Origin of the sequence: Cobetia sp. MMG027 (assembly GCF_027947415.1) — a bacterium.
GTDB lineage: Bacteria > Pseudomonadota > Gammaproteobacteria > Pseudomonadales > Halomonadaceae > Cobetia > Cobetia marina.
This window is the reverse complement of record NZ_JAQJIO010000003.1, coordinates 424,628-447,595: the sequence shown is the minus strand read 5'-3', so window position 1 is coordinate 447,595 and position 22,968 is coordinate 424,628. Positions and strand designations below refer to the sequence as shown.

The following is a 22,968-nucleotide window of genomic DNA, read 5'->3' as shown; positions in this document are numbered from 1 at the left end:
CCACCTGCAAACCTCTTTCACCGCTGGTAACGCCATGCGTCCCCGGCAGCGGATGCGTACTTTACGCACGATCCGGGCTGAGCACAAGGGCTTTTTCAAGAGATTGTCATCACGCTGTCACGGACGTGGCCACTCAAGGCGTCATCCTTCCGCCGGCCGGGATACCGGCTGCGCCCGCCATCCGCCACGAGACTGCGACTGCATCTCGAGAGCGGCTTCCAGGCGTGCTTCCGGCAGCTGCATGACGCGCGCCAAGAGTGTCAGCAAGGCCACCTCTTCATCGGCCAGTGTCTGATCGGCATGCACTACCTGAGCAAGCGCCGCGAACCAGCGTTGCTTGTCCATGGGGCGCAGGTGCGCCAGCTGCGTGAGATGACGGCAGCGCAGCGCAGGGTTATCCCCACCCGGCTGCGACTGCGGATACTCCAGCGCCAGACCAAGTTCCGCACTGGCGTCCAGGAAGATGTCCTTGCGCAGTGCTTCATCGTCGATGAGTCCAACCATCAGCACGAGCCAGTGCTGACAGGCCGGCTGGCATTGCTGCAGGGCCAGCGAGTCGCTCTTGCGATCGATCCGCGGGTCCAGTGATTCCAGCAGCAGTTGCCATAGACACCAGACGAACATGTCCTGCGGAGGTGTCTGCGCCTTGAGCATGCGATGCGCGCGCTCATCCGCTTCCCGCCAGCGCGGTATCAACCGGTTGAGCAAGGGGATCCACTCGACCCGCGGCAAGGACTCGAGCCTGCGCCGTGCCTCACGCGCCCGCTTGCCGTCCAGCCAGTCATGCTGACGCTCAAGCTCGGTGAGCCAGACACCGCGTGTGGTCAGCTCCGAGGGGGCGATCATCGCCACCACCAGCTGCGGACAGAGAAACCTCGACAGCGTCAGGCTCTCGAGTTCTCCTCGTGAGCGCGAGAGCTCCCCTATGACCGCCGCGCCGGCGATACCCGCCATGACCCCGCCAAGCACGTCTGCCCCGATGGGGCCCTGCTGCTCGAAGGTATGCACCGGCTGCTGGCGCGCACTCAGATACTGCCGGTCCCAGCGAGGTTCCAGGCGCTTGATGCGTTCATCCAGCGGAGGATGCGAGTCGAACCAGCCTGTCAGCCATGGCGGGCGCGCTTCGACGAAGAAGAGATGGTTGTAGGTCATGGCGCGCGGATGCTGGATACGCCCCTGCCAACCCATGCCACCGATACGCTTGAGGGCCGAGGCGATGCCATCCGGGAAGCGGGTCAGGCGCACCGCACTGGCATCGGCGAGATATTCGCGTGAGCGCGCGACCCCGCGCTGCAATAGTCGCCCTCCCAGCCCGCCGAGACTGCCGAGCAACCACAGCGCCACACCCACCAGCATCAGCTGTGGCATGCCGCCTTTCCTGTCGGAACCGGAGGAGCGCCCCCTGCCCAACACGAAGCCGATGCGCCCTGCCCCCATCAGGAAGCGCCCCGCCTCGGAGAGAAACACCAGGCCGTGGACTGCACTCGCCAGACGCAGGTTGAGACGAATATCGCCATTGGCGATATGGGCGAACTCGTGAGCGACCACGCCCTGCAGCTCGTTGCGATCCAGCTGCTCCAACGCCCCGCGACTCAGCGCGATCACCGCATCCTGTGGCCGATAGCCCGCCGCGAAGGCATTGATCATCGCCTCATGCGGCAGCAGGAACAGCTGCGGCGTGGGCAGGTTGGCGGCAATCGCCATCTCTTCCACCACATTCAGTGCCCGTCGCTCGCTCGAGTCCTGCGTCTCGACATCCACCAGCTTGCCACCCAGGCGTGCGGCCACCATCGCACCGCCCTGCTGCAGACGCCGCAGCTCACGCGCGGCGACCAGTGCATTGCACAGGAAGATGATGCTCGCCACCGGCCAGACATACTCAAACGTCGTGGTGGCCGGGCGCCCCAGGAAACTGCTGATCGCGACATGCACCACGGCGCCGGCGGCAAGAGACACCACCAGCGACATGGCCGTGAAGGCCAGCAGCAATAGCCGCGTTCGACGACGCGCGCTGTCCTGCTCGTGATAGAAATTCATTCGCGCCCGCCATCTACCGAACCAGAATCACAGCCGGAAAGCCGCTGAGGAGAAAGCATCCGTCGGTCGGCTCATGAGAAGCTGACATCGGGGGCCTGACGAATCTTCACGCTGTCATCGAAGGCCAACAGGCCTGCATCACTGCGGTGACCGAAGGTCGGTGCGAACATCACCTGCGGGAAGCTCTGGCGGTAGACGTTGTAGTCGGTGACGGCATCGTTGTAGGCCTGACGCGCGAAGGCGACGCGGTTCTCGGTGGCGGTCAGCTCTTCCATCAGGTCGCTCATGGTCTGGTCGGCCTTGAGCTCCGGATAGGCCTCGACCACCACATCCAGCTTGCCCAGACTCGCCGCCAGTCCCTGCTCGGCGCCGGCCAGACTGGCCAGCTTGTCCATGCTGCCGGGGTGCGCCGCTGCGGCATTCAAGGCCGCCATTGCCTTGTTGCGGGCATTGATCACTTCTTCCAGAGTGCCACGCTCATGGCTCAGATAGCCCTTGGCCGTCTCGACCAGATTGGGAATCAGGTCGTAGCGCCGCTTGAGCTGTACCTCTATCTGCGCGAAGGCATTCTCGAAGCGCGCCTTGAGGCTGACCAGCTTGTTGTAGATCGAGATCACGTAGATGACGATCAGCGCGATTCCGCCCAGCAGCAGAAATGTTTTCATGAATGCGTCCCCTTGTAATGAAGCCTTTGCAATGAAGACTCGGCAGGCGTTGCCCCGCTCTTCGGCGAGTCTTTGCAAGCGCCCCAGTCGATCGCCCTGTGCAATCCGCTTCCAGTTTACCCATACCGGATGACGGCACCAGTCAATTGGATGACTGATTGCCAACGGGACATCATGCGGCTGGCAGCCTCACGGCACCCAATGCGCCATGAACTCGTGCACGGGCAGTGCGTCGAGTCGTTCGCGATCGGCCAGCAACGCCATCAGGGTGTCGCAACGCGAGGGCGGGAAGCAGGTGGCCAGATTGGCCCGACACTTGTCCTCGAGCGGAACGAGCGACGCTTCACGCCGCCGGCGATGTCCCAGCGGGTATTCCACCGTCACCTGCTCGGTGGCACTGCCATCGCAAAAGACCACCCGCAGTGCATTGGCGATCGAGCGCTTGTCGGCTTCCAGATACTCGCGGGTGAAGCGCGCCTCTTCCTTGACGATCATCCTGTCACGCAGCCGGTCGATCTCCGGGTGAGCGGCATGGAAGCCATCTTCATAGTGATCCGCGTTCAACTCCCCGAAGATCAGCGGCACCGCGACCATGTATTGCAGGCAGTGATCGCGGTCCGCCGCATTGGCGAGCGCGCCCTGCTTGGAGATGATGCGGATCGCCGATTCGTGGGTGGTGATCTCGATGCGCTCGATCTCCTCGAGCCGGCCGCGCACCTCGGGATGGAGCTGGATGGCTGCCTCGGCGGCGGTCTGGGCATGGAATTCGGCCGGGAAGGAGACCTTGAAGAGCACGTTCTCCATCACATAGCTGCCCAGAGGGCGCGCCAGCGTCAGACGTCGCTCGCCTTCAGGCTTGAGGGCGAGATCGCGGTTGCCGTGACTGAAAGAGACATCATTGAAGCCCCACTGCGGCGCGCTGAGGGCGCCGGGGACGCCCATCTCGCCACGCAGGGCGATGTCCGCCAGCCGCACGCCGCGTGAGGTGGCGTCTCCCGCCGCCCAGCTCTTGCGCGAGCCCGCGTTGGGCGCATGCCGATAGGTGCGCAGGCTCTGGCCATCGACGAAGGCGTGCGACAGCGCCGACAGCAACTGCTCACGATTCGCCCCCATCAAGCGCGCCGTCACCGCGGTGGTCGCCACCTTGACCAGCATGACATGGTCGAGACCGACGCGGTTGAAGCTGTTGTCCAGCGCCAGCACACCCTGGATCTCGTGCGCCATCACCATGCTCTCCAGCACATCGCGCATCACCAGGGGCGGCTTGCCCAGCGCGACACGCTGGCGCGAGAGATGGTCCGCCACCGCCAGAATGCCGCCGAGATTGTCCGAGGGATGCCCCCACTCCGCCGCCAGCCAGGTGTCGTTGTAATCCAGCCAGCGGATGGTGCAGCCGATGTCCCATGCCGCCTTGACGGGATCGAGACTGAAGGAGGTGCCGGGCACGCGCGCGCCATGCGGCACCAGCGTCTCGGCCACCAGCGGCCCGAGATGCTTGGTGCATTCCGGGAAGCGCAGCGCCAGGATGCCGCAGCCGAGAGTATCCATCAGACACAGACGAGCGGTGTCCATCGCCTCTGCCGAGGGACCTGAGCGCTCGTGCTTGCCAGCCAGACCGTCCACATTCGAATCCGCATCCGCATTCGCGACAGGGGGGTCGTCGCAATACCCCAGCACATAGTCGGCGATCTGCTGAAGCTCCGGGTCATAGTCCGGGCGCTGATTGGCGCTGGCCTGACTTGTACTGGCTTGAGTGGCGCTGAGACGGCTTTCATCCGTCTGTTCAGAGGATGGCGTGTTCATACATGACCTCCTGTCGTGGATCGTCTTTGCCCGCATGCGACTCCCGTCACACCTGTACTTCCCCCCACTACCTGCACACATACCACAGAGACGCGAAAGCCGGCCCTCTGCATATGCATGCCAGGCCGGCTTTCATCGAGATGCCGCAGGAGGGATATCAAGAGGGATATATTGACAGTAGACCATCACCTGCCAATGCCGGCGCTAGCGCATCAAGGTCTCCGCCGGCACCCGCACCCAGCCTTCCATCAGGATACGCGCGCTGCGACTCATCACGGCTTCACTGACGGTCCACTCGCCCTCGCCTTGCTGGCCATCACTGACTTGGCCTGCCTCTGTCTGCCGATGGGCACTCGCGCCGACCCTGAGTGTGCCGGAGGGATGCCCGAAGCACACCGAGTCACGCGCCGCGTCAGTCTGCCCAGCCCCAGACTCAGCATCGGCTCCGCCAGCGGCGGCAAGATTGACCAGCGTGCCGGGTACCGCAGCCGCCGCGGCGATGGCCACCGCCGCGGTACCCATCATGGCGTGGTGCAGCTTGCCCATCGACACGGCGCGAATCAGCACATCGATCTCGTCGGCCTTGATCTCGCGACCGCTGGAGACGACGTGATCCACCGGCGGCGCCACGAAGGCGACCTTGGGGGTGTGCTGGCGCGTGGCCGCCTCAGCGAGATCATTGATCAGCCCCATGCGCAGTGCGCCGTGGGCGCGCAATGTCTCGAGGCGTGCGAGCGCCTCGCCGTCCGAGTTGATCGCCTCCTGCAGCTCGGTGCCCTGATAGCCGAGGTCGCGGGCATTGACGAAGATGGTCGGAATGCCTGCGTTGATCAGGGTCGCCTGGATCTGCCCGCCAGCGACCACCGATTCCGGCACCTCCAGCGCATCGACCACATTGCCGGTGGGGAACATGCTGCCCTCACCCGCGGCAGGGTCGCGGAAGGCGACCGCCACTTCGGCGGCCGGGAAGGTCACGCCATCCAGGGCGAAGTCGCCGGTTTCCTGGACGCGCCCTTCGCACATCGGCACCCGCGCGATGATGGTCTTGGCGATGTTGGCCTGCCAGATGCGCACCTCGGCGATACCATCACGCGGCAGGCGCTCGGCCGGCACCAGGCCCTTCTCGATGGCGAAGGGCCCGACCGCCGCCGAGAGGTTGCCGCAGTTGCCGCTCCAGTCGACGAAGGGCGAGTCGATGGAGACCTGGCCGAACAGGTAGTCGACGTCATGATCCGGCTGTTCGCTGCGACTGATGATCACCGTCTTGCTGGTGCTGGAGGTCGCGCCCCCCATGCCGTCGATCTGCTTGGCGTAGGGGTCGGGGCTGCCGATCACGCGCAGCAACAGGGCGTCACGCATCGGACCCGGCACCTGCGCCGCTTCCGGCAGTTCATCGCGCAGGAAGAACACGCCCTTGCTGGTGCCGCCACGCAGATAGGTGGCGGGAATCCTGAGCTGTGCCTGCTGGCTCATGCCGATACCTCCGCCGCCGTCTCGCCCGGTGCCTGTGAGCTGAGGAAGTCTTCAGCGAAGCGCTGCAGCACACCGCCCGCGGAGTAGATGGAGACCTCCTCACGGGTATCGAGGCGACAGGTGACCGGCACGCGTTCGACCTGGCCTGCCTTGTCGCCGGCGGTGCGCTCGATCACCAGCGTGAGCGCTGCCCCCGGGGCCGGTTCGCCCTCGACGGCGTAGATCTCGCTGCCATCCAGCGCCAGCGTCTTGCGCGTGGTACCGGCGGCGAACTGCAACGGCATCACGCCCATGCCGACCAGATTGGTGCGGTGGATACGCTCGAAGCCTTCCGCGACGATGGCCTCGACGCCCGCCAGCCGCACGCCCTTGGCCGCCCAGTCACGTGAAGATCCCTGGCCGTAATCCGCACCCGCGATGATGATCAGCGGTTGCTTGCGCTGCATGTAGGTCTCGATGGCCTCCCACATGCGCACTACCTTGCCTTCCGGCTCCAGACGCGTGAGCGAGCCCTGCTTGACCTCGCGCTTGCCGTCCGCCCCTTCCACCACCGCCATCTCGTTGATCAGCTTGGGATTGGCAAAGGTGGCGCGCTGCGCGGTGAGGTGGTCCCCACGGTGAGTGGCGTAGGAATTGAAGTCCTCTTCCGGCAGGCCCATCGCGGCCAGATACTCGCCCGCCGCACTGCTGGCCATGATGGCATTGGAGGGCGACAGGTGATCGGTGGTGATGTTGTCCCCCAGCACCGCCAGTGCCCGCATGCCGGTGAGCGTCGGCGCGCTGGCCAGGCCGCCTTCCCAGTACGGCGGACGACGGATGTAGGTGCTCATCTCGCGCCAGTCATACAGCGGGCTGGTGGAGGCATCGCGGTCGTCTCTGGCCTCGAACATCGGGATATAGACCTGACGGAAGTGGTCCGGCTTGACGCTGGAGCCGACGATGGCGTCGATCTCCTCGTCGCTCGGCCACAGGTCCTTGAGCATGATCGGCGAGCCGTCCGGCGCATGCCCCAGCACGTCCTTCTCGATATCGAAGCGGATGGTGCCGGCGATGGCGTAGGCGACCACCAGCGGCGGCGAGGCCAGGAAAGCCTGCTTGGCGTAGGGATGGATACGGCCATCGAAGTTGCGATTGCCGGATAGCACCGCGGTGGAATAGAGATCGCGCTCGATGATTTCCTGCTGGATCGCCGGGTCCAGGGCACCGCTCATGCCGTTGCAGGTGGTGCAGGCGAAGCCGACGATGCCGAAGCCGAGCTGCTCGAGTTCCGGCAGCAGTTCCGCTTCTTCCAGATACAGCTGCACCGCCTTGGAGCCCGGCGCCAGCGAGGTCTTGACCCACGGCTTGCGCGTCAGTCCCAGCGCATTGGCGCGCCGAGCCAGCAACCCTGCGGCGATGACGTTGCGCGGGTTGGAAGTATTGGTGCAGCTGGTGATGGCGGCGATGATCACCGCGCCATCCGGCATCAGATCACGCCCGTCCTCGTCCTGCTCATGCTCGACCACGCCGGAGATGCCGCGCGCGGCCAGCTCGCTGGTCGGCACGCGACTGTGCGGATTGGAGGGCCCCGCCAGGGTGCGCACCACCGAGGACAGATCGAAGGTCAGCTCGCGCTCATATTCCACCGCGCCCTCGATATGGCCGCTCTCATCTGCCCACAGGCCAGTCTCGCGTGCGTAACGCTCGACCAGCGCGATGTTCTCCGGCTCGCGTCCGGTCAGGGTCAGGTAGTCCAGCGTCTGCTGGTCGATGTAGAACATCGCCGCCGTGGCGCCGTACTCCGGCGTCATGTTGGAGATGGTGGCGCGATCACCCAGCGTCAGGCTGGCCGCGCCTTCGCCGAAGAATTCCAGATAGGAGGAGACGACCTTCTCGGCGCGCAGGAATTCGGTCAACGCCAGCACGATATCGGTGGCGGTGATGCCCGGCTGCGGGCGCCCGGTGAGGCGCACGCCGATGATGTCGGGCAGGCGCATGTAGGAGGCACGCCCCAGCATCACGCTCTCGGCCTCCAGCCCACCGACGCCGACGGCGATCACGCCCAGCGCATCGACATGTGGCGTGTGGCTGTCGGTGCCCACCAGGGTATCCGGGAAGGCGACCTGATGGCCCTTTTCATAGGCGCGCGACTCGATCACCGGCGACATCCGCTCCAGATTGATCTGGTGCATGATGCCGTTGCCCGGTGGGATCACGTCGATGTTCTCGAAGGCCTGACGGGTCCAGTCGATGAAGTGGAAGCGGTCCTCGTTGCGACGCTCCTCGATGGCGCGGTTCTTGGCGAAGGCGTCCTTGTCGAAGCCGGCGTGCTCCACCGCCAGCGAGTGGTCGACGATCAACTGGGTCGGCACCACCGGATTGACCTTGGCCGGGTCTCCGCCGCGCTCGGCGATGGCATCACGCAGGCCAGCCAGATCGACCAGCGCGGTCTGACCGAGGATGTCATGACACACGACGCGCGCGGGGTACCACGGGAAATCGAGATCACGCCGACGCTCGATCAATTGCACGAGGCTGTCACGCAGCTGATCCGGCGGGCAGCGGCGCACCAGGTTCTCGGCCAGTACGCGTGAGGTATAGGGCAGACCGGCGTAGGCGCCGGGGGCGATGTCTTCCACGGCGGCACGCGCATCGAAGTAGTCGACCGGGGTACCCGGTGACGCCGTGCCAGGCAGGGGTTTGCGATACTCGGTATTCATGGGCATCCGGACTCATCAGGCGATCAGGAAAACGATCGGCCAGCACGCTGACTGGCCGAGGAAAGGGTCAGTCGCGCTGCTCGATGGGCAGCCAGTCGCAGTGCTCCGGGCCAGTGTAATCGGCGCTCGGGCGGATGATGCGATTGTTGGCGCGTTGCTCGAAGACATGTGCCGCCCAGCCGGTCAGGCGTGAACAGACGAAGATCGGCGTGAACAGCTTGGTGGGAATGCCCATGAAGTGATAGGCGCTGGCGTGGAAGAAGTCGGCGTTGCAGAACAGCTTCTTCTCGCGCCACATCACGGCTTCGACGCGCTCGGAGACGGCGTAGAGCTGCGTATCGCCCACATCGTCCGCCAGCTTGCGAGACCACTCCTTGATGATGGCATTGCGCGGATCACGCTCACGGTAGATGGCGTGGCCGAAGCCCATGATCTTCTCGCGGCGTTCCAGCATGCCGAGAATCTCGCGCTCGGCCTCCTCCGGTGAGCGCCAGTGCTCGATCATCGCCATCGCCGCCTCGTTGGCACCGCCATGCAGCGGTCCGCGCAGCGAGCCGATGGCTGCCGTCACGCAGGAGTGCAGATCAGACAGCGTCGAGGCGCAGACACGTGCGGTGAAAGTCGAGGCATTGAATTCGTGTTCGGCATAGAGGATCAGCGAGGTATTCATCACCGCAGCATGCAACTCGCTGGGGGCCTCGCCGTGCAATAGGTGCAGGAAGTGCGCGCCGATGGAGTCGTCATCGGTCTCGGTGTCGATGCGCACGCCATCATGGCTGAAGCGATACCAGTAATTGATGATCGACGGGAACACGGCCAGCATGCGGTCGGCCTGATCGGACTGCTCCTCGAAGCTCTCTTCGGTCTCCAGATTGCCGAGCATCGAACACCCGGTACGCATCACGTCCATCGGGTGAGCGCTGGCCGGAATCTGCTCAAGCACCGCCTTCAAGGCGTCCGGCAGACCCCGCAACCCCTTGAGGCGCGCAATGTAGGCATCCAGCTCCGCCTGATTGGGCAACTTGCCCTTGAGAAGCAGATAGGCAACTTCCTCGAAGGCTGCGTGACTGGCGAGGTCTTCCAAGTCGTAACCGCGATAGCGCAGACCGGAACCGGACTTGCCGACGGTGCACAGCGCCGTCTCACCGGCACTCTGGCCGCGTAGACCACTGGGGGCGCTGGTGCTCGAAGTAGCGGTGGTCGGGTTGGCGATGGTATCTGACATGGCGTGATCTCCTTGGCAGTGACGTCATTGAGTTGTTCTTTTTCTTGTAGGGCATAAAGCGTCAAGCCCCTCGCCGGCCAGGCGTCTGCCAGCGAGGGAGAAACGGTCGGGCCGAGAGTGCCGGCCCGTGAAGCCGATGACCTCCAGAGGCGAGACATGGCGTCCGTCTCGAGCGTCTGGCATCAATCCTTGCGGCTTTCGGCCTCGAACAGGGTGTCCAGCTTCTGCTCGAAGGTGTGGTAATCGAGGAAGTCGTAGAGCTCCATGCGGGTCTGCATGTCGTCGACGACATCCTTCTGATCACCCTTGTCGTGGATGTTCTGGTAGACCTTGAGGGCGGCGGCGTTCATGGCGCGGAAGGCAGACAGCGGATAGAGCACCATCCGGCAGCCGACATCGCCCAGCTCGCGCTGGTTGAACAGCGGCGTGGCGCCGAATTCGGTGATGTTGGCCAGGATCGGCGCGTCGACGCCCTCACAGAAGGCACGGTAGTCCTCGAGGGTATGCACCGCCTCGGCGAAGATGGCGTCGGCACCGGCTTCGACACAGGCGTTGGCACGTGCGACGGCGGCTTCGAGCCCTTCCTTCTGGAAGGCATCGGTGCGCGCGATCAGATAGAAGCTGTCATCACGACGCGCATCGGCAGCGGCCTTGATGCGATCGACCATCTCCTGGCTGGAGACGATCGCCTTGTTGGGGCGGTGTCCACAACGCTTCTGGGCGACCTGGTCCTCCAGGTGCACGGCAGCCACGCCGGCACGCTCCATCTCCTGAATGGTGCGCGCGATGTTGAAGGCGCCACCCCAGCCGGTATCGATGTCCACCAGCAGCGGAAGCTCGCTGGCGGCGGTGATGCGACGCGCATCTTCCAGCACGTCATTCATGCTGGTCATGCCCAGATCCGGCAGACCGTAGGAGGCATTGGCCACGCCACCACCGGACAGGTAGATCGCCTGATGCCCGACGCGCTCGGCCATGATGGCGGTGTAGGCATTGATGGTGCCGACGATGGGCAGCGGACGATTGGCCTCCAGCGCCGCGCGGAAGCGGGCACCGGGGCTTGGCAGGGCGGTGGAACTCAGATGGCGTGACATGACATCTCCCGGGCTGGGCCCATGACGGGGTTGGAATTGTTCGGTCGGTTCAAGTCGTGAGCGGTGCGTCAGCTCACTCTTCGCCCTGCTCCTGCTTGAGCGTGGCGGCATAGCGGCGGGCGACGTTCTCCCGCGAGGCGCTGACATGGCGGCGCATCAGCAACTCCGCCAGTTCCTCATCGCCTGACTCGATGGCATCGACGATGCGATGATGCTCGACGAAGGCCTTCTGCGGGCGTGATCCACTGGCGCTGAACTGGGTGCGGTACATTCGTACCAGGTAATAGAGGTCATCACAGAGAATCGTCATCAGCATGTGGTTGTGGCTGCCGAGCACGATCTGATAGTGGAAATCGAGGTCGCCTTCCTTCTGGAAGTAGGCGGTACCGGTCTTGAGGTCCGACTGCTGTTCGTGGGTCTTGAGCACGCTGCGCAGCCGCGCGACCTCTTCCGGTGTCATGTGGCGTGCGGCCAGACGGGCGGCCATGCTTTCCAGTGCCTCACGCACATCGAACAGCTCCAGCAGCTCGGTCATCGAGAGCTTGACCACCCGCGCGCCGACGTGGGGCACGCGCTCGATCAGACGATGGACCTCGAGGCGGCGCATGGCCTCGCGCAGCGGTCCGCGCGAGATCCCGTAGGCCTGCGCCAGGCCGGGCTCGGTGATCTTGCTGCCCGGTGCCAGCTCGCCACGCACGATGGCGTCCTGCAATTGATGGAAGACACGCTCGGCCAGGGTGCGCACCTCGGGGGTCGCTGCCGTCGCGGAAGCGGTGTGACCTGCCTGCTCGGCAGTCGCGCCGCGCGCAAGGCTTCGAGCGGTGGTGGCATTGTGAAAGGCATCGGTGGTCATGGCGGTCAGGCAATCCGGCTGGCAAGGGACAGAGGCAAGGCAATGGCGGCGAGGGACTTTCAGCACCATTGTCGACAATCATTCACTGAATGCCAGACTAGCCAGCGCGCCTGTGTGGGTCAAGATGCAATCCGCCAAATCCTCTACACCTTTGGCGTTAGACACGGCTCCCCTGCTGAACAAACTGCTGTCAGAACAAGGCTGAACTGCCCTGAACCTCGCCATGCAAGCCAACCCGCCAGCACCGTCGGGCGGGACGACAAGGCACGATGAACGGCACGAAAAACGCCCCGCCAGCGCAAGCTGACGGGGCGTTCGACTCTCGGGGACTCGCCCTTTCATCGGCAGGCTTGTCGACAATCCTTCAGATTTAGCCGAAGCTGAGCTCCGCGCCGATACGGCGGGGTTTCTGGAAGGGCAGCGAATGATCGGTGCCGGGGATTTCCAGCGATTGCCAACCCGGATGACGTTCGGCCAGCAGCGCATGATAGTCACGCAGGATCGTGGGGCTCTTGCCACCGACCATGCTGCGTACCTCGCCGCCTGCCGCCAGCACGTCAGCCAGCAGAGCCTCGCGGTCAATCTCGCGCACGGCATGCGTGACACAGTCCAGGGCATTGGCGAAGCCCAGATGACGATGCGCCAGGCGCGCCACCATCATGCGCTCGGCACGCGGGTTGCGCGTGCGATGCGGGGAAATGAGGTCGAGGAACGCGGTGATCCCCGCCTCGGGGCTTGCCGCCTCGCGCATCGCATGCGCAGCCTCGGCGTAGCCATCGCGCACCTGGATCATGGTGGCGTGGCATTCGCGCTCCAGCAGCGCCGGTTCCAGCAGGCTGATGTCGCCGACCTTCACCTCCGGGCGCTCGGCGCGCAGACGCTGGACAAGACGCATGGCGACCAGCCCGCCAAAGCTGTAGCCGATCAGGTCGAAATGCGTGATGCGCTGCGTCTCGATCAAGGCCATCACATCCTCGACCACCTGCTCGAGGGTGAAGGGAGGTTCACCGCCATCGGGTGACACCGTCTGCCCCATGCCGCGCAGGTCAGGAATGATCAGCTCGTCATGGGCCGTGAGATGCCCGACCAGCGGCGCCCAGGTCAGCGTGCCGGCCACCCCGGCGCCGTGCAGCATCAGCAAGCGACGCCCACCATTTGATTCACGACGCGTCAGACGCTGCCAGAAGAGGGTCTGGTCAGGACGTGACAGCAGATGTTGGCCATGTTCGAACTCGGGATGCATGCAGGGCTCCGGTAGGGTGCCAGGGGCTGGGCAAGCGACTGGGCAAGAGGACTGGGCAAACGTCAGCACACGCGTCGGGGCAGTCGTCGATGACGGCGCAGGGCGTTCAGAGGCAGGCACCTTAATCAGCGCACGGGAGAACGGCAAGCCAACAAGGACAGCCCCTCATCGGAATCCGCACGCATGGGCGGACAAAACGCGTCTGGATGCCTAGAATGCCCTGTCCGCCAACGGAAGCTGTCATGACCATCTCGCTCGAAATCACTGCCCTGCCCTACGCCCTCTCCGCCGAGGACGAGGCCTCCACACTGTCGCGCTTCGCACGCCTGCGTACGCGCCCCGACGCCGTGCTGCTCGACAGCGGCCAGCCTTCACTGGCCGGCGGTCGCTTCGACATCATCAGCAGCGACCCGCTGGCCGTGCTGGAGCAAGGCGCGCATGGCGGCAAGCTCACCGGCCCACTGCCGGAGTCGATGCGTGACCTGAGCCAGTTCAGTGAAGCATTGGAGCGCCTCGCCCGCCTGCCGGTGATCGAGGCCCAGCGCCAGCTGTTGACCCTGCTGCCGCAGACGCTGGCAGGCGAAGAGCTCGCCCAGCATGACCTGAGCGCCGAGGACCTGCCGTTCATCGCCGGCCTGCTGGGCTACTGGAGCTATGACTTCGGGCGCGCACTCGAGACGTTGCCCGCCACGGCCGAGGACGACATCGCCCTGCCCTGGTCACGCCTCGGTCTCTACGACTGGGCATTGATCAGTGATCATCAGCGTCAGCAGAGCTGGCTGATCGCCTCGCCCCAACGGCGCAGGCAGGTGCTTGAGTGGCTGGAGCAACCGGCGCCGAGCCGCGCCGACTTCGCCCTCGACACCCCCTTCTCGCCGCTGCTGGATCGCGCGGGCTACGGCGAACGCTTCCGTCAGGTGATGGAGTATCTGCACGCTGGTGACTGCTACCAGATCAACCTGACCCAGCGCTTCTCCGCCGACTGCAGTGGCGACAGCTGGGATGCCTACCTGCGCCTGCGTCAGGCCACGCCGACGCCCTATGCGGGTTATCTGAGCTGGCAGGACGCCAAGGGCGAGGAGATGGCCATCGTCTCCGTCTCGCCGGAGCGCTTCGTCGAGGTCAATCACCGCGCGGTCGAGACCAAGCCGATCAAGGGCACCCGCGCACGTGGCGCGACACCGGAAGAGGACGCCCGACTGGCCGCCGAGCTGCTGGCCAGTCCCAAGGACCGCGCCGAGAACGTGATGATCGTCGACCTGCTGCGCAATGATCTGGGGCGTGTCTCCGCGCCCGGCAGCGTCAAGGTGCCATCGCTGTGCGCGTTGGAGAGCTACGCCAACGTGCACCATTCCGTCAGCACCATCACCAGCACGTTGGAGGAAGGGCGCGATGCGCTGGATCTGCTCGGCGCCGCCTTCCCCGGTGGCTCCATCACCGGCGCGCCCAAGATACGAGCCATGCAGATCATCGAGGAGCTGGAGCCGGTTCGCCGCAGCGCCTATTGCGGCAGCCTCGGCTACCTGGACATCCGCGGGCACATGGATACCTCCATCGCGATCCGCACGGCGGTGATCGCCGAGGGCCAGGTACACCTGTGGGGCGGCGGCGGCCTGGTCGCCGATTCCGAGGAAGAGGCCGAATACCGCGAAAGCCTGGCCAAGATCCAGCGACTGATGGAAGCACTCGGCTGACAGACTGCGTTATAAGGCGTCATGAGCGCCATAACTCGATGGCATATAACGATCGAACGAATTCGTATTGGGGAAGCAGTGCCCGCCTTTGATAGGGTAGGCGCATTCCTGCACGTCTCCTTGAGCGCTACCCGCCTCTGCTGATGGCCTTTTTTGGCCATTGATCAGCCCTGCGCCCCGCTCCATCGGACGTGCCCTCGTTCTGGAGACTCCTCATGTCCGATACCTTCGATCTCGCCCGCATCAATGCCGAATTCGGCAACGACCCCGAAGCCCTGACTCGCTGGGCTCTGTCGCTGGACAAGCACGCCATCTGCACCACCAACTTCCGCCCCTTCGAGGCGGTGATCCTGCACATGGTGACGCGCTTCCGTCCTGACATCCCCATCGTGTGGATGGACAACGGCTACAACACCGATGCCACCTATCGTTTCGCCGATGAGGTGACGCGCAAGCTGAACCTGAATCGCATCATCTATCTGCCGCAGCGTACCCGCGCGCACCGTGAAGCCGTCGATGGCCTCACGCCGCATATCGATGACCCGCGCCACGAGGCCTTCACCCGTGAAGTGAAGCTCGAGCCCTTCGAGCGTGCCCTGCGTGAGCTGAACCCCGAGATGTGGTTCACCGCCGTGCGCGCCAGTGACACCGCCTTCCGTGCCGGCATGCAGCCGGTCTCGCTGAACGGCGATGGCCTGATCAAGGTCGCACCGGTGCTCCACTGGTCCTCCAAGCAGATGCACGAGTATCTGGTCGCCCACGACCTGCCCAACGAGTTCGACTACGTCGACCCGACCAAGGCGGAAGACAACCGTGAGTGTGGCCTGCACCTGGCGCACTGATACTGTCGGCCACACGCAAAACGCCCGCCTCTCAGGAGGCGGGCGTTTTCATTTGCGCAATGGCAGGTCAGGCGAGCGGCACTCAGCCCACCGGCACTCAGCGCACCGGCAGCTCGATATCGTGGAAGATCTCGTGCTCATGACGCGGGCCGGCGGCCAGTGCCGCCTCGACACGATCGCGTGTCAGGTGCGGCGCGAAGCGTTCGACGAATTCGAACATGTAGCTGCGCATGAAGGTGCCGCGACGAATGCCGATCTTGGTCGTCGAGCTGTCGAAGAGATGCGTCGCATCCAGCGCCACCAGGTCCTCGTCCGCCACCTCGTCCACCGCCATGTGCGCGACGATGCCGATACCCATGCCCAGGCGCACATAGGTCTTGATGACATCGGCATCCGAGGCGGTCAGCACGACATTGGGTGCCAGGCCATGTGACTTGAAAGCATCATCCAGCTGGCTGCGCCCGGTGAAGCCATAGGTGTAGGTGACCAGCGCATAGCTGGCCAGTGTCTCGAGGGTCAGCTCCTCGCCATTGGCCAGCGGATGATCCTTCGGCACCAGCACGCAGCGATTCCAGCGGTAGCACGGCAGCAGGATGAGGTCGTTGAACAGCTCCAGCGACTCGGTGCAGATGGCGAAATCGGCCTGCCCCTCACTGACCATGTTGGCGATCTGCTTCGGGGTGCCCTGCTGCATGTGCAACGCGACATCCGGGTACTTGCGCGTGAAATCGGCGATCACCGGCGGCAGGGCATAGCGTGCCTGGGTGTGGGTGGTGGCGATCGCCAGACTGCCACGGCGATCATCGCTGTGCTCCTGCGCGACATGCTTGATGTTCTCCACCGTGCGCAGCACCTGGCTTGCCAGCTCGACGATCGACTCACCCGCCGGCGTCACGCGCGTCAGATGCTTGCCACTGCGCGCGAAGATCTCGACGCCCAGCTCATCCTCCAGCAGACGAATCTGCTTGGAGATCCCCGGCTGTGAGGTATAGAGGCTCTGAGCGGTCGCTGACACGTTCAGATTGTGTCGGGTCACTTCCCAGATGTAACGCAACTGCTGGAGTTTCATGCGACTTCACTCTCCTGAGAAGCCCCGTCGACGCGGGAGAGCGCGACAGTGGCCCGGACATGGCCGTTCACCCTGCTAAGATGATCGGGCGATAAAATCATGAACAATGATTCCTTTCGGGAATATACAGTCAAGAGTAGATTGACGGCAGTAACCTGACAAGGGGTAGACAAGGGATGGATGTCACACAGCTGCTGCTATACGTACTGGCAGGCGCCGGAGTGGGCTTTGCGGTCGGTGTCACCGGCGTGGGCGGTGGCTCACTGATGACACCGCTGCTATTGATGTTCGGCTTTCCGCCGCATGTCGCGGTCGGTACCGATCTGCTTTACGCCGCCATCACCAAGGCCGGCGGTGCCTTCGCGCACCATCGCCAGGGGCATGTGGACTGGACCATCACCCGTCGTCTGGCCCTGGGCTCCATCCCCGCCGCGCTGGTGACCATCGGCGTGCTGCATGCCTTCTTCACGGACCCCACCGCCTACGCAGGCCTGATCAAGGGCATGCTGGGCGTGATGTTGATCCTCACCGCCGGCGTGCTGCTGTTCAAGAAACGCCTGTTGGGCCTGATCAGTCCGGAAAGCTTCATCGTGCGGCATGCGGCACCGCTGACCGTGCTGTCGGGCATCGTGCTGGGCGTATGCGTCACCCTGTCCTCCGTCGGCGCCGGTGCCTTCGGGGCGGCCGTGCTGATCATGCTGTTCCCGCTTCTGAGTACCGCACGCATCGTCGGCACCGATATCGCCCACGCCGTGCCACTGACACTGGTCGCAGGCCTGGGGCATCTATGGCTGGGCAATGTCGATTTCCTGCTGCTCGGCGCATTGCTGGTCGGCTCCCTGCCTGCCATCAGCCTTGGCGCACGCCTGACGCGCCACATGCCCGGCAGCCTGTTGCAGGGGCTGCTCACCACCCTGCTGCTGGGGCTTGGCATCCGCTACGCCTTCTTCTGATCCCGCCCTTCCTCTGCTGCTGCACGCGTAATCCAGACCAATGTCGCAGCAGGCAATCGTGATTGCCTGCTGCGTGGCTATTCCCTCCAACCAATAAAACAGCTATAAAAATACCAACGATCATAACCCCGTGCTATTGAGTCGATGGACAATGCCCATTTGTCAGTGATGGAAAGTGGCGCTACCATCGGACGCAGCCTGCATGTCCGGCAATGCCGCAGACAGCGAAACGAATCCCCTGGAGAAACAAGATGTCCAATCACGTCGATGTCACCGGCGCCAACTTCGAACAGGAAGTTCTCAACGCTGAAGCCCCGGTACTGCTGAAGTTCTGGGCGCCCTGGTGTGGCCCGTGCAAGATGATGGCGCCGGTCGTCGAAGAAGTCGCCAACGAGAAGGGCGAAGGCCTGAAGATCGTCAACGTCAATGTCGATGACGCACCGGAAATCGCCGCCGAGCAAGGCGTGCGTGGCGTGCCGACCGTGATCCTGTTCAAGTCCGGCGCCAAGGTCGCCTCGCTGGTCGGTGCCCAGTCCAAGGGACAACTGAGCCAGTTCATCGAGCAGAACCTCTAAACCGGTCCGCTCGAAGTTGGCTGCCCCGGCAGTCACCAGGCACGAGATGAACACCAGAAGGCCCCGTCACGCTCAACGTGACGGGGCCTTCTGCATTCCCTTCTGCATTCAGGGGGCGCGGGCTAAACGCCTTGCCGACGCGCTATTCCTCCGCCATGCGTCGGCGACGTCGAATGCGTCTGGCGGAGGGTCCCAGCAGGCGTGCCGCCCAGCGCGTGCCCGGGTGCGAGTCGAAGGCGATCTTGAGCGTCATGGTGATCGGCACCGACAACAGCATCCCCACCGGGCCGAACACCCAGCCCCACACCACCAGTGACAGGAAGGCGGCCAGTGTCGACAGCCCCAGCGTCCGCCCCATCACGCGCGGCTCGATCATGTTGCCGAGAATGAAATTGATCGCCAGGTAGCAGCCGCCCAGCATCAACGCCTTGACTGCCCCACCCTCCGGCATCACCAGCGTCAGCAATACTGCCGGCACCGCGGCCAGCGCCGACCCGATATTGGGAATGTAGTTGAGGCAGAAGGCCAGCGTGGCCCACAGGAAGGCGAACTCCACATCCAGTGCCAGACAGCTGATGCCGACCAGCGCACCGGTCACCAGACTGATCAACGTCTTGACCGCCAGATAACGTCGCAGCGTCAACGAGAACAGCGTAAAGCGACGCAGACTGACATGCGGGCTACGCAGAGTGGTGATCAGCTTGTCGCGCAGCGACAGGGCTTCGTACAACAGGAAGGTGGCCGTCAGCACGATGATGACACTGGAAGACAGCAGGCCGCCCAGCCCGGTGAGCAGGTTGGGCACCCATTGTGTCAGCGATGCCGGATCCACCAGCTCACTGAAGCGCGCCGGCGCGATGGAGACGCCGTGGCCTGCCAGCCATTCCAGCATGCTCTGATACTGCTCCCGCAGACTTTCCTCCAGCTTGGGCATCTCATCGCTGAACAGGGTGAAGCGTGAGACCAGCAAGGCCGCCAGCGAGGAAAACAGGATGCAGACCGTCAGGATGACGATGGGCACCCCGAAACGCTGGCCGATGCCGTGTCGGGCCAGCCAGCGCACCGGCGCATCACAGACCGCCGCGACAAACACCGCCATCAGCAGGGGGACCACCAGGTCTGCCGCCATCTTGAGGCCACCGATGATCACCACCAGCGCGGCCATGCCGACCAGCAGCGGATGGATCTCCAGCGCCTTGCGGACCTTGGGGACATGGCGAGAACGCCCGGAAAGCTCCAGCGCTTCCTGCTGACGCTCGTCTCGCGGCACCTGCATGCGTGCCACGGCCTCCTCGGCGGAAGTGCCTTCGCTGACACTGCTCGGCTCACCCACCATCATGTCATGCGCGTCGTCGCCGCCCTCACTGCTCGGCACTTCGGGCCTCGATGAGGCCTGCTCAGAGCGGGAGGACCGCCCTGACTCCTGCGCGGCCTCTTCAGGGGTATCGTTAGCCTGCATCCTGCGCCACCTATCCTGTCAGTTACTGCAAATTGAGACCCGCATGTCATCTCCCGCGCACTGGGCGGGACAGGCTGTCACTGCGACTATCTTGGGCGTCTGACCGTCACAAGCCAAGCGCGGGACACAAAGAGAAGAGAATGTTCTGCAGACCGGCGCGACCCCGTGCATGAATGACCCGCCACAAAAAAGGGGAGACCGAAGTCTCCCCGAGAAATCCGAGTCAGAGCGCACTGACTGGAGGCACATGATTGCCTGACAAACAGACCGAATTCAGCGTGTGGACGTGAGATCAGATCTCGAACCCGCTGCCGAAGCCCTCCACCGCAGGTGCCATCAGCGTCTCGCCGCCGGCACGAATCATCGCGGCATGCCCCTGGGTACGCGGCAGGATGCGCTGGAAGTAGAAGCGTGCGGTATCCAGCTTGGCCTGGTAGAAGGTCGCGTCTCCCGTGCCAGATGCCAGCGCTGCCCTGGCGGTCTCACCGGCACGCGCCCACAGGTAGCCCAGCGTGACGTAACCGGCATACATCAGATAATCGACACTGGCAGCACCGACCGCCTCGCGGTCCTGCATCGCCCCCATGCCCACCGCCATGGTCAGCTCACCCCATTCGCGGTTGAGCTCCGCAAGTGGCGAGGAAAATTCGCTGCCATCGCTGGCCTGACAGAACTTGTGGATCTCCTTGGTGAAGACCTTGAGCGACTCGCCCTGGCTCATCAGGATCTTGCGTCCCAGCAGGTCCAGCGCCTGGATACCGGTGGTGCCTTCATAGAGCAGCGTGATGCGCGCATCGCGCACGAACTGCTCCATGCCCCACTCCTGGATGAAGCCGTGGCCACCGAACACCTGCACCCCATGGTTGGTCGCCTCGAAGCCGGTCTCGGTCAGGAAGGCCTTGACGATGGGCGTCAGCAGGCCCAACAGCGTGTCGGCACGAGTCTTCTCTTCGCTGTCCGACGCATTCTCGACAAGATCATTGAGCTGGGCGGCGTACATCACCAGCATGCGTCCGCCCTCGGCGATGGCCTTCTGGGTCAGCAGCATGCGCCGTACGTCCGGGTGCACGATGATCGGGTCGGCTGCCTTCTCCGGCGCCTTGGCCCCCGAGAGAGCTCGCATCTGCAGACGGTCCCGCGCATAGCTCAGCGCATTCTGGAAGCTGGCCTCGGCCAGCGCCACGCCCTGGATGCCCACGCCAAGCCGCGCGGCATTCATCATGGTGAACATGCAGGCCAGCCCCTTGTGCGGCGGGCCGACCAGATAACCGATCGCGGAGTCGAAGTTCATCACGCAGGTCGCGTTGCCGTGAATGCCCATCTTGTGCTCGATGGAGCCACAGCTGACACCGTTGCGCTCTCCGGCCTCGCCACTGGCATCCGGCAGGAACTTCGGCACCACGAACAGCGAGATGCCGCGTGAGCCTTCCGGCGCGTCCGGCAACTTGGCCAGCACCAGATGCACGATGTTCTCCGAGAGATCGTGTTCGCCGGCGGAGATGAAGATCTTGGTACCGCTGATGGCGTACCCCTTGCTGCCATCGGCGTCATCCAGTGGCACGGCGCGGGTCTTGATCAGCCCCAGATCCGTGCCACAGTGCGGTTCGGTCAGGCACATGGTGCCGGTCCAGCGGCCTTCGACCAGCTTGGTCAGATAGGTCTGCTTGAGCACCTCGCTGCCATGGTGCTCAAGGGCGTTCATCGCGCCATGTGACAACCCCGGATACATGCCCCACGAGAGGTTGGCGGAGGCGACCATTTCCGAGAGCACCATCGCCAGAGACGGCGGCAGGCCCTGGCCACCATGCTCCGGTGAGGCTGCCAGACTCGGCCAACCGCCCTCGACATACTGCTGATAGGCGGCCTTGAAGCCACGCGGCGCCTTCACCTCTCCCCCCTCGAAGGTACAGCCCTCGAGATCGCCCGACTGGTTGAGCGGCGTCAGCACCTCGTTGGCAAAGCGTGCCCCTTCCTCGAGAATCGCGCTGACGATGTCATCACTGGCATCTTCGCCACCCGGCAGGCGGGCGTAATGCGCGGGGTAGTCGAGCAGCTCATTCATCACGAAGCGAATATCGCGCAAGGGCGCCTGATAGTCGGGCATGCTGTACTCCTTGTGCCGTCGCGACGCGGCGGCGATGACCTGACACAGCCACTTCCGAGCATCTGAAAGCGGGAAATGGTGGCTATGCACATGAATGGGGGCGTGGCAGCGGGATCCTTTCGCGGGATCGACCCGACCACTATCAAACATTCGTTTGAAATTAGCGCCACCCCGATCGTCAGTCAAGCGATCGTTTGATCGTGGCCGTGAGACATTGGTGGCACGCGGACACAAAAAAGCCCGACCACTCATGTGGTCGAGCAATATCTCCCCCAGAGATTCCTTGCTTTCAGGTCGTCGTGCGTGATCGCGAGACGGCAGGCTCAGGCCATGCGGATGCTGCCGTCGAGACGGATCACTTCCCCATTGAGCATGCCGTTGGTGATGATGTGTTCGGCCAGGCGAGCGAATTCATCGGGCCGCCCCAGGCGCTTGGGAAACGGAACGGCCTCGCACAGCGCCTCGCGAGCAGGCTCCGGAATGCCTGCCATCATCGGTGTCTCGAACACGCCAGGGGCAATCGCCATCACACGAATGCCGTGACGCGCCAGTTCGCGTGCCATCGGCAGGGTCATGCCTGCCACCCCGGCCTTGGAAGCACTGTAGGCACATTGCCCTATCTGGCCATCGAAGGCCGCGACCGAAGCGGTATTGAGAATGATGCCGCGCTCTCCGTCTTCCCCCTCGGCCACATTGCGCGCCATGCGGGCCGCCGCGAGACGCGCCACGTTGAAGGTACCGCTCAGATTGATGGCCAGGGTCTTCTCGAACCCTTCCAGCGGCGCCGGTTCCCCCTCGCGATCCACCAGCTTGGCGACGCTCACCACGCCCGCGCAGTGGATCACGCCATGAAGGGCTCCGAAGCTCTGCTCGGCGACATCCAGCGCCGCGCTCACGCTCTCGGAATCGGTGATATCGCAATGACAGAAGCGTGCCGACGCACCGAGTGCCGCGGCATGCTCGCGTGCGGCCTCGGAGATGTCAGCCAGTACGACGCGTCCACCGGCGGCCACCAGACGGTCCGCTGTGGCAGCCCCCAGGCCGGAGGCGGCACCCGTGATCAGGAAGCAGTGCTCGGCAATCTTCATGCATGACTCTCCAGATGGCACCCGGCGCATCCGCTGCCGGGTCGTTCAATGACGATCATCCTGCGACAGCCCGCAAGGGGCGTAGCGGCAGC

17 protein-coding genes are annotated in these 22,968 nt (G+C 64.2%); 4 read left to right on the top strand and 13 right to left on the bottom strand.

Annotated elements, in window-relative coordinates:
* Window positions 1-141: 141 nt before the first annotated feature.
* From PJK54_RS05875 to PJK54_RS05835, 9 genes are all read right to left on the bottom strand, one after another.
* Complete coding sequence (locus PJK54_RS05875; protein WP_077379323.1) at window positions 142-2,037, bottom strand: M48 family metallopeptidase; 1,896 nt, start codon at window positions 2,035-2,037, stop codon at window positions 142-144.
* A gap of 71 nt (window positions 2,038-2,108) precedes the next feature.
* Entirely contained in the window at window positions 2,109-2,702 is a 594-nt protein-coding gene (locus tag PJK54_RS05870; protein WP_077379321.1) for a LemA family protein, read from the bottom strand.
* Between the two features lie 189 nt (window positions 2,703-2,891).
* Window positions 2,892-4,505 (bottom strand): bifunctional 2-methylcitrate dehydratase/aconitate hydratase, encoded by a 1,614-nt coding sequence (locus PJK54_RS05865; RefSeq protein WP_271302431.1) that lies wholly within the window; start codon window positions 4,503-4,505, stop codon window positions 2,892-2,894.
* Window positions 4,506-4,709: 204 nt separating this feature from the next.
* Complete coding sequence (prpF, locus tag PJK54_RS05860) at window positions 4,710-5,978, bottom strand: 2-methylaconitate cis-trans isomerase PrpF (protein ID WP_077379317.1); 1,269 nt, start codon at window positions 5,976-5,978, stop codon at window positions 4,710-4,712.
* Window positions 5,975-8,677 (bottom strand): Fe/S-dependent 2-methylisocitrate dehydratase AcnD, encoded by a 2,703-nt coding sequence (acnD, locus tag PJK54_RS05855; RefSeq protein WP_271302440.1) that lies wholly within the window; start codon window positions 8,675-8,677, stop codon window positions 5,975-5,977. Before acnD ends, prpF begins: the two co-directional genes overlap by 4 nt.
* A gap of 67 nt (window positions 8,678-8,744) precedes the next feature.
* Entirely contained in the window at window positions 8,745-9,902 is a 1,158-nt protein-coding gene (gene prpC, locus PJK54_RS05850; RefSeq protein WP_077379315.1) for a bifunctional 2-methylcitrate synthase/citrate synthase, read from the bottom strand.
* A gap of 182 nt (window positions 9,903-10,084) precedes the next feature.
* Window positions 10,085-10,996, bottom strand: a complete 912-nt coding sequence (gene prpB / locus PJK54_RS05845) for a methylisocitrate lyase (RefSeq protein WP_077379313.1) — start codon at window positions 10,994-10,996, stop codon at window positions 10,085-10,087.
* A 73-nt stretch (window positions 10,997-11,069) separates the two neighbouring features.
* Complete coding sequence (locus PJK54_RS05840; RefSeq protein WP_077379311.1) at window positions 11,070-11,849, bottom strand: GntR family transcriptional regulator; 780 nt, start codon at window positions 11,847-11,849, stop codon at window positions 11,070-11,072.
* A gap of 370 nt (window positions 11,850-12,219) precedes the next feature.
* Window positions 12,220-13,092: an alpha/beta fold hydrolase gene (locus tag PJK54_RS05835; RefSeq protein WP_077379309.1), complete on the bottom strand. Its 873-nt coding sequence runs from the start codon at window positions 13,090-13,092 to the stop codon at window positions 12,220-12,222.
* A 242-nt stretch (window positions 13,093-13,334) separates the two neighbouring features.
* Between PJK54_RS05835 and pabB the strand changes: the two genes are divergently transcribed.
* The gene (gene pabB / locus PJK54_RS05830; RefSeq protein ID WP_077379307.1) at window positions 13,335-14,786 is read left to right on the top strand and encodes an aminodeoxychorismate synthase component I; all 1,452 of its coding nucleotides are present in this window, start codon (window positions 13,335-13,337) and stop codon (window positions 14,784-14,786) included.
* 215 nt (window positions 14,787-15,001) lie between these two features.
* Entirely contained in the window at window positions 15,002-15,628 is a 627-nt protein-coding gene (locus tag PJK54_RS05825) for a phosphoadenosine phosphosulfate reductase domain-containing protein (RefSeq protein ID WP_077379306.1), read from the top strand.
* A 97-nt stretch (window positions 15,629-15,725) separates the two neighbouring features.
* On the opposite strand, the gene cysB is transcribed toward PJK54_RS05825, so the two are convergent.
* Window positions 15,726-16,697, bottom strand: a complete 972-nt coding sequence (gene cysB, locus PJK54_RS05820) for an HTH-type transcriptional regulator CysB (RefSeq protein WP_077379304.1) — start codon at window positions 16,695-16,697, stop codon at window positions 15,726-15,728.
* Between the two features lie 176 nt (window positions 16,698-16,873).
* Here cysB and PJK54_RS05815 point away from each other — a divergent pair, with 176 nt between their 5' ends.
* A complete protein-coding gene (locus PJK54_RS05815; protein ID WP_077379302.1) occupies window positions 16,874-17,650 on the top strand; it encodes a sulfite exporter TauE/SafE family protein in 777 nt (258 codons plus the stop codon).
* A 251-nt stretch (window positions 17,651-17,901) separates the two neighbouring features.
* Window positions 17,902-18,225 carry a thioredoxin gene (gene trxA / locus PJK54_RS05810; protein WP_043333971.1) on the top strand — a complete coding sequence of 108 codons (324 nt, stop codon included), beginning with the start codon at window positions 17,902-17,904 and terminating at the stop codon, window positions 18,223-18,225.
* A gap of 142 nt (window positions 18,226-18,367) precedes the next feature.
* Here the strand turns inward: trxA and PJK54_RS05805 are convergent, their stop codons facing one another.
* The 3 genes from PJK54_RS05805 to PJK54_RS05795 all read right to left on the bottom strand — a co-directional run bounded on the left by PJK54_RS05805 (window position 18,368) and on the right by PJK54_RS05795 (window position 22,876).
* Window positions 18,368-19,600: an AI-2E family transporter gene (locus tag PJK54_RS05805; protein WP_240499591.1), complete on the bottom strand. Its 1,233-nt coding sequence runs from the start codon at window positions 19,598-19,600 to the stop codon at window positions 18,368-18,370.
* A gap of 376 nt (window positions 19,601-19,976) precedes the next feature.
* Window positions 19,977-21,788 carry an acyl-CoA dehydrogenase C-terminal domain-containing protein gene (locus tag PJK54_RS05800; protein ID WP_077379300.1) on the bottom strand — a complete coding sequence of 604 codons (1,812 nt, stop codon included), beginning with the start codon at window positions 21,786-21,788 and terminating at the stop codon, window positions 19,977-19,979.
* 323 nt (window positions 21,789-22,111) lie between these two features.
* Window positions 22,112-22,876 carry an SDR family NAD(P)-dependent oxidoreductase gene (locus PJK54_RS05795; RefSeq protein WP_077379298.1) on the bottom strand — a complete coding sequence of 255 codons (765 nt, stop codon included), beginning with the start codon at window positions 22,874-22,876 and terminating at the stop codon, window positions 22,112-22,114.
* Between the last annotated feature and the right edge of the window lie 92 nt (window positions 22,877-22,968).

Bases quoted from the DNA above. Each gene is read 5' to 3' on its own strand.
- PJK54_RS05875 (WP_077379323.1), bottom strand. From the start codon at position 2,037: ATGAATTTCTATCACGAGCAGGACAGCGCGCGTCGTCGAACGCGGCTA.
- PJK54_RS05870 (WP_077379321.1), bottom strand. From the start codon at position 2,702: ATGAAAACATTTCTGCTGCTGGGCGGAATCGCGCTGATCGTCATCTAC.
- PJK54_RS05865 (WP_271302431.1), bottom strand. From the start codon at position 4,505: ATGAACACGCCATCCTCTGAACAGACGGATGAAAGCCGTCTCAGCGCC.
- prpF (WP_077379317.1), bottom strand. From the start codon at position 5,978: ATGAGCCAGCAGGCACAGCTCAGGATTCCCGCCACCTATCTGCGTGGC.
- acnD (WP_271302440.1), bottom strand. From the start codon at position 8,677: ATGAATACCGAGTATCGCAAACCCCTGCCTGGCACGGCGTCACCGGGT.
- prpC (WP_077379315.1), bottom strand. From the start codon at position 9,902: ATGTCAGATACCATCGCCAACCCGACCACCGCTACTTCGAGCACCAGC.
- prpB (WP_077379313.1), bottom strand. From the start codon at position 10,996: ATGTCACGCCATCTGAGTTCCACCGCCCTGCCAAGCCCCGGTGCCCGC.
- PJK54_RS05840 (WP_077379311.1), bottom strand. From the start codon at position 11,849: ATGACCACCGATGCCTTTCACAATGCCACCACCGCTCGAAGCCTTGCG.
- PJK54_RS05835 (WP_077379309.1), bottom strand. From the start codon at position 13,092: ATGCATCCCGAGTTCGAACATGGCCAACATCTGCTGTCACGTCCTGAC.
- pabB (WP_077379307.1), top strand. From the start codon at position 13,335: ATGACCATCTCGCTCGAAATCACTGCCCTGCCCTACGCCCTCTCCGCC.
- PJK54_RS05825 (WP_077379306.1), top strand. From the start codon at position 15,002: ATGTCCGATACCTTCGATCTCGCCCGCATCAATGCCGAATTCGGCAAC.
- cysB (WP_077379304.1), bottom strand. From the start codon at position 16,697: ATGAAACTCCAGCAGTTGCGTTACATCTGGGAAGTGACCCGACACAAT.
- PJK54_RS05815 (WP_077379302.1), top strand. From the start codon at position 16,874: ATGGATGTCACACAGCTGCTGCTATACGTACTGGCAGGCGCCGGAGTG.
- trxA (WP_043333971.1), top strand. From the start codon at position 17,902: ATGTCCAATCACGTCGATGTCACCGGCGCCAACTTCGAACAGGAAGTT.
- PJK54_RS05800 (WP_077379300.1), bottom strand. From the start codon at position 21,788: ATGCCCGACTATCAGGCGCCCTTGCGCGATATTCGCTTCGTGATGAAT.
- PJK54_RS05795 (WP_077379298.1), bottom strand. From the start codon at position 22,876: ATGAAGATTGCCGAGCACTGCTTCCTGATCACGGGTGCCGCCTCCGGC.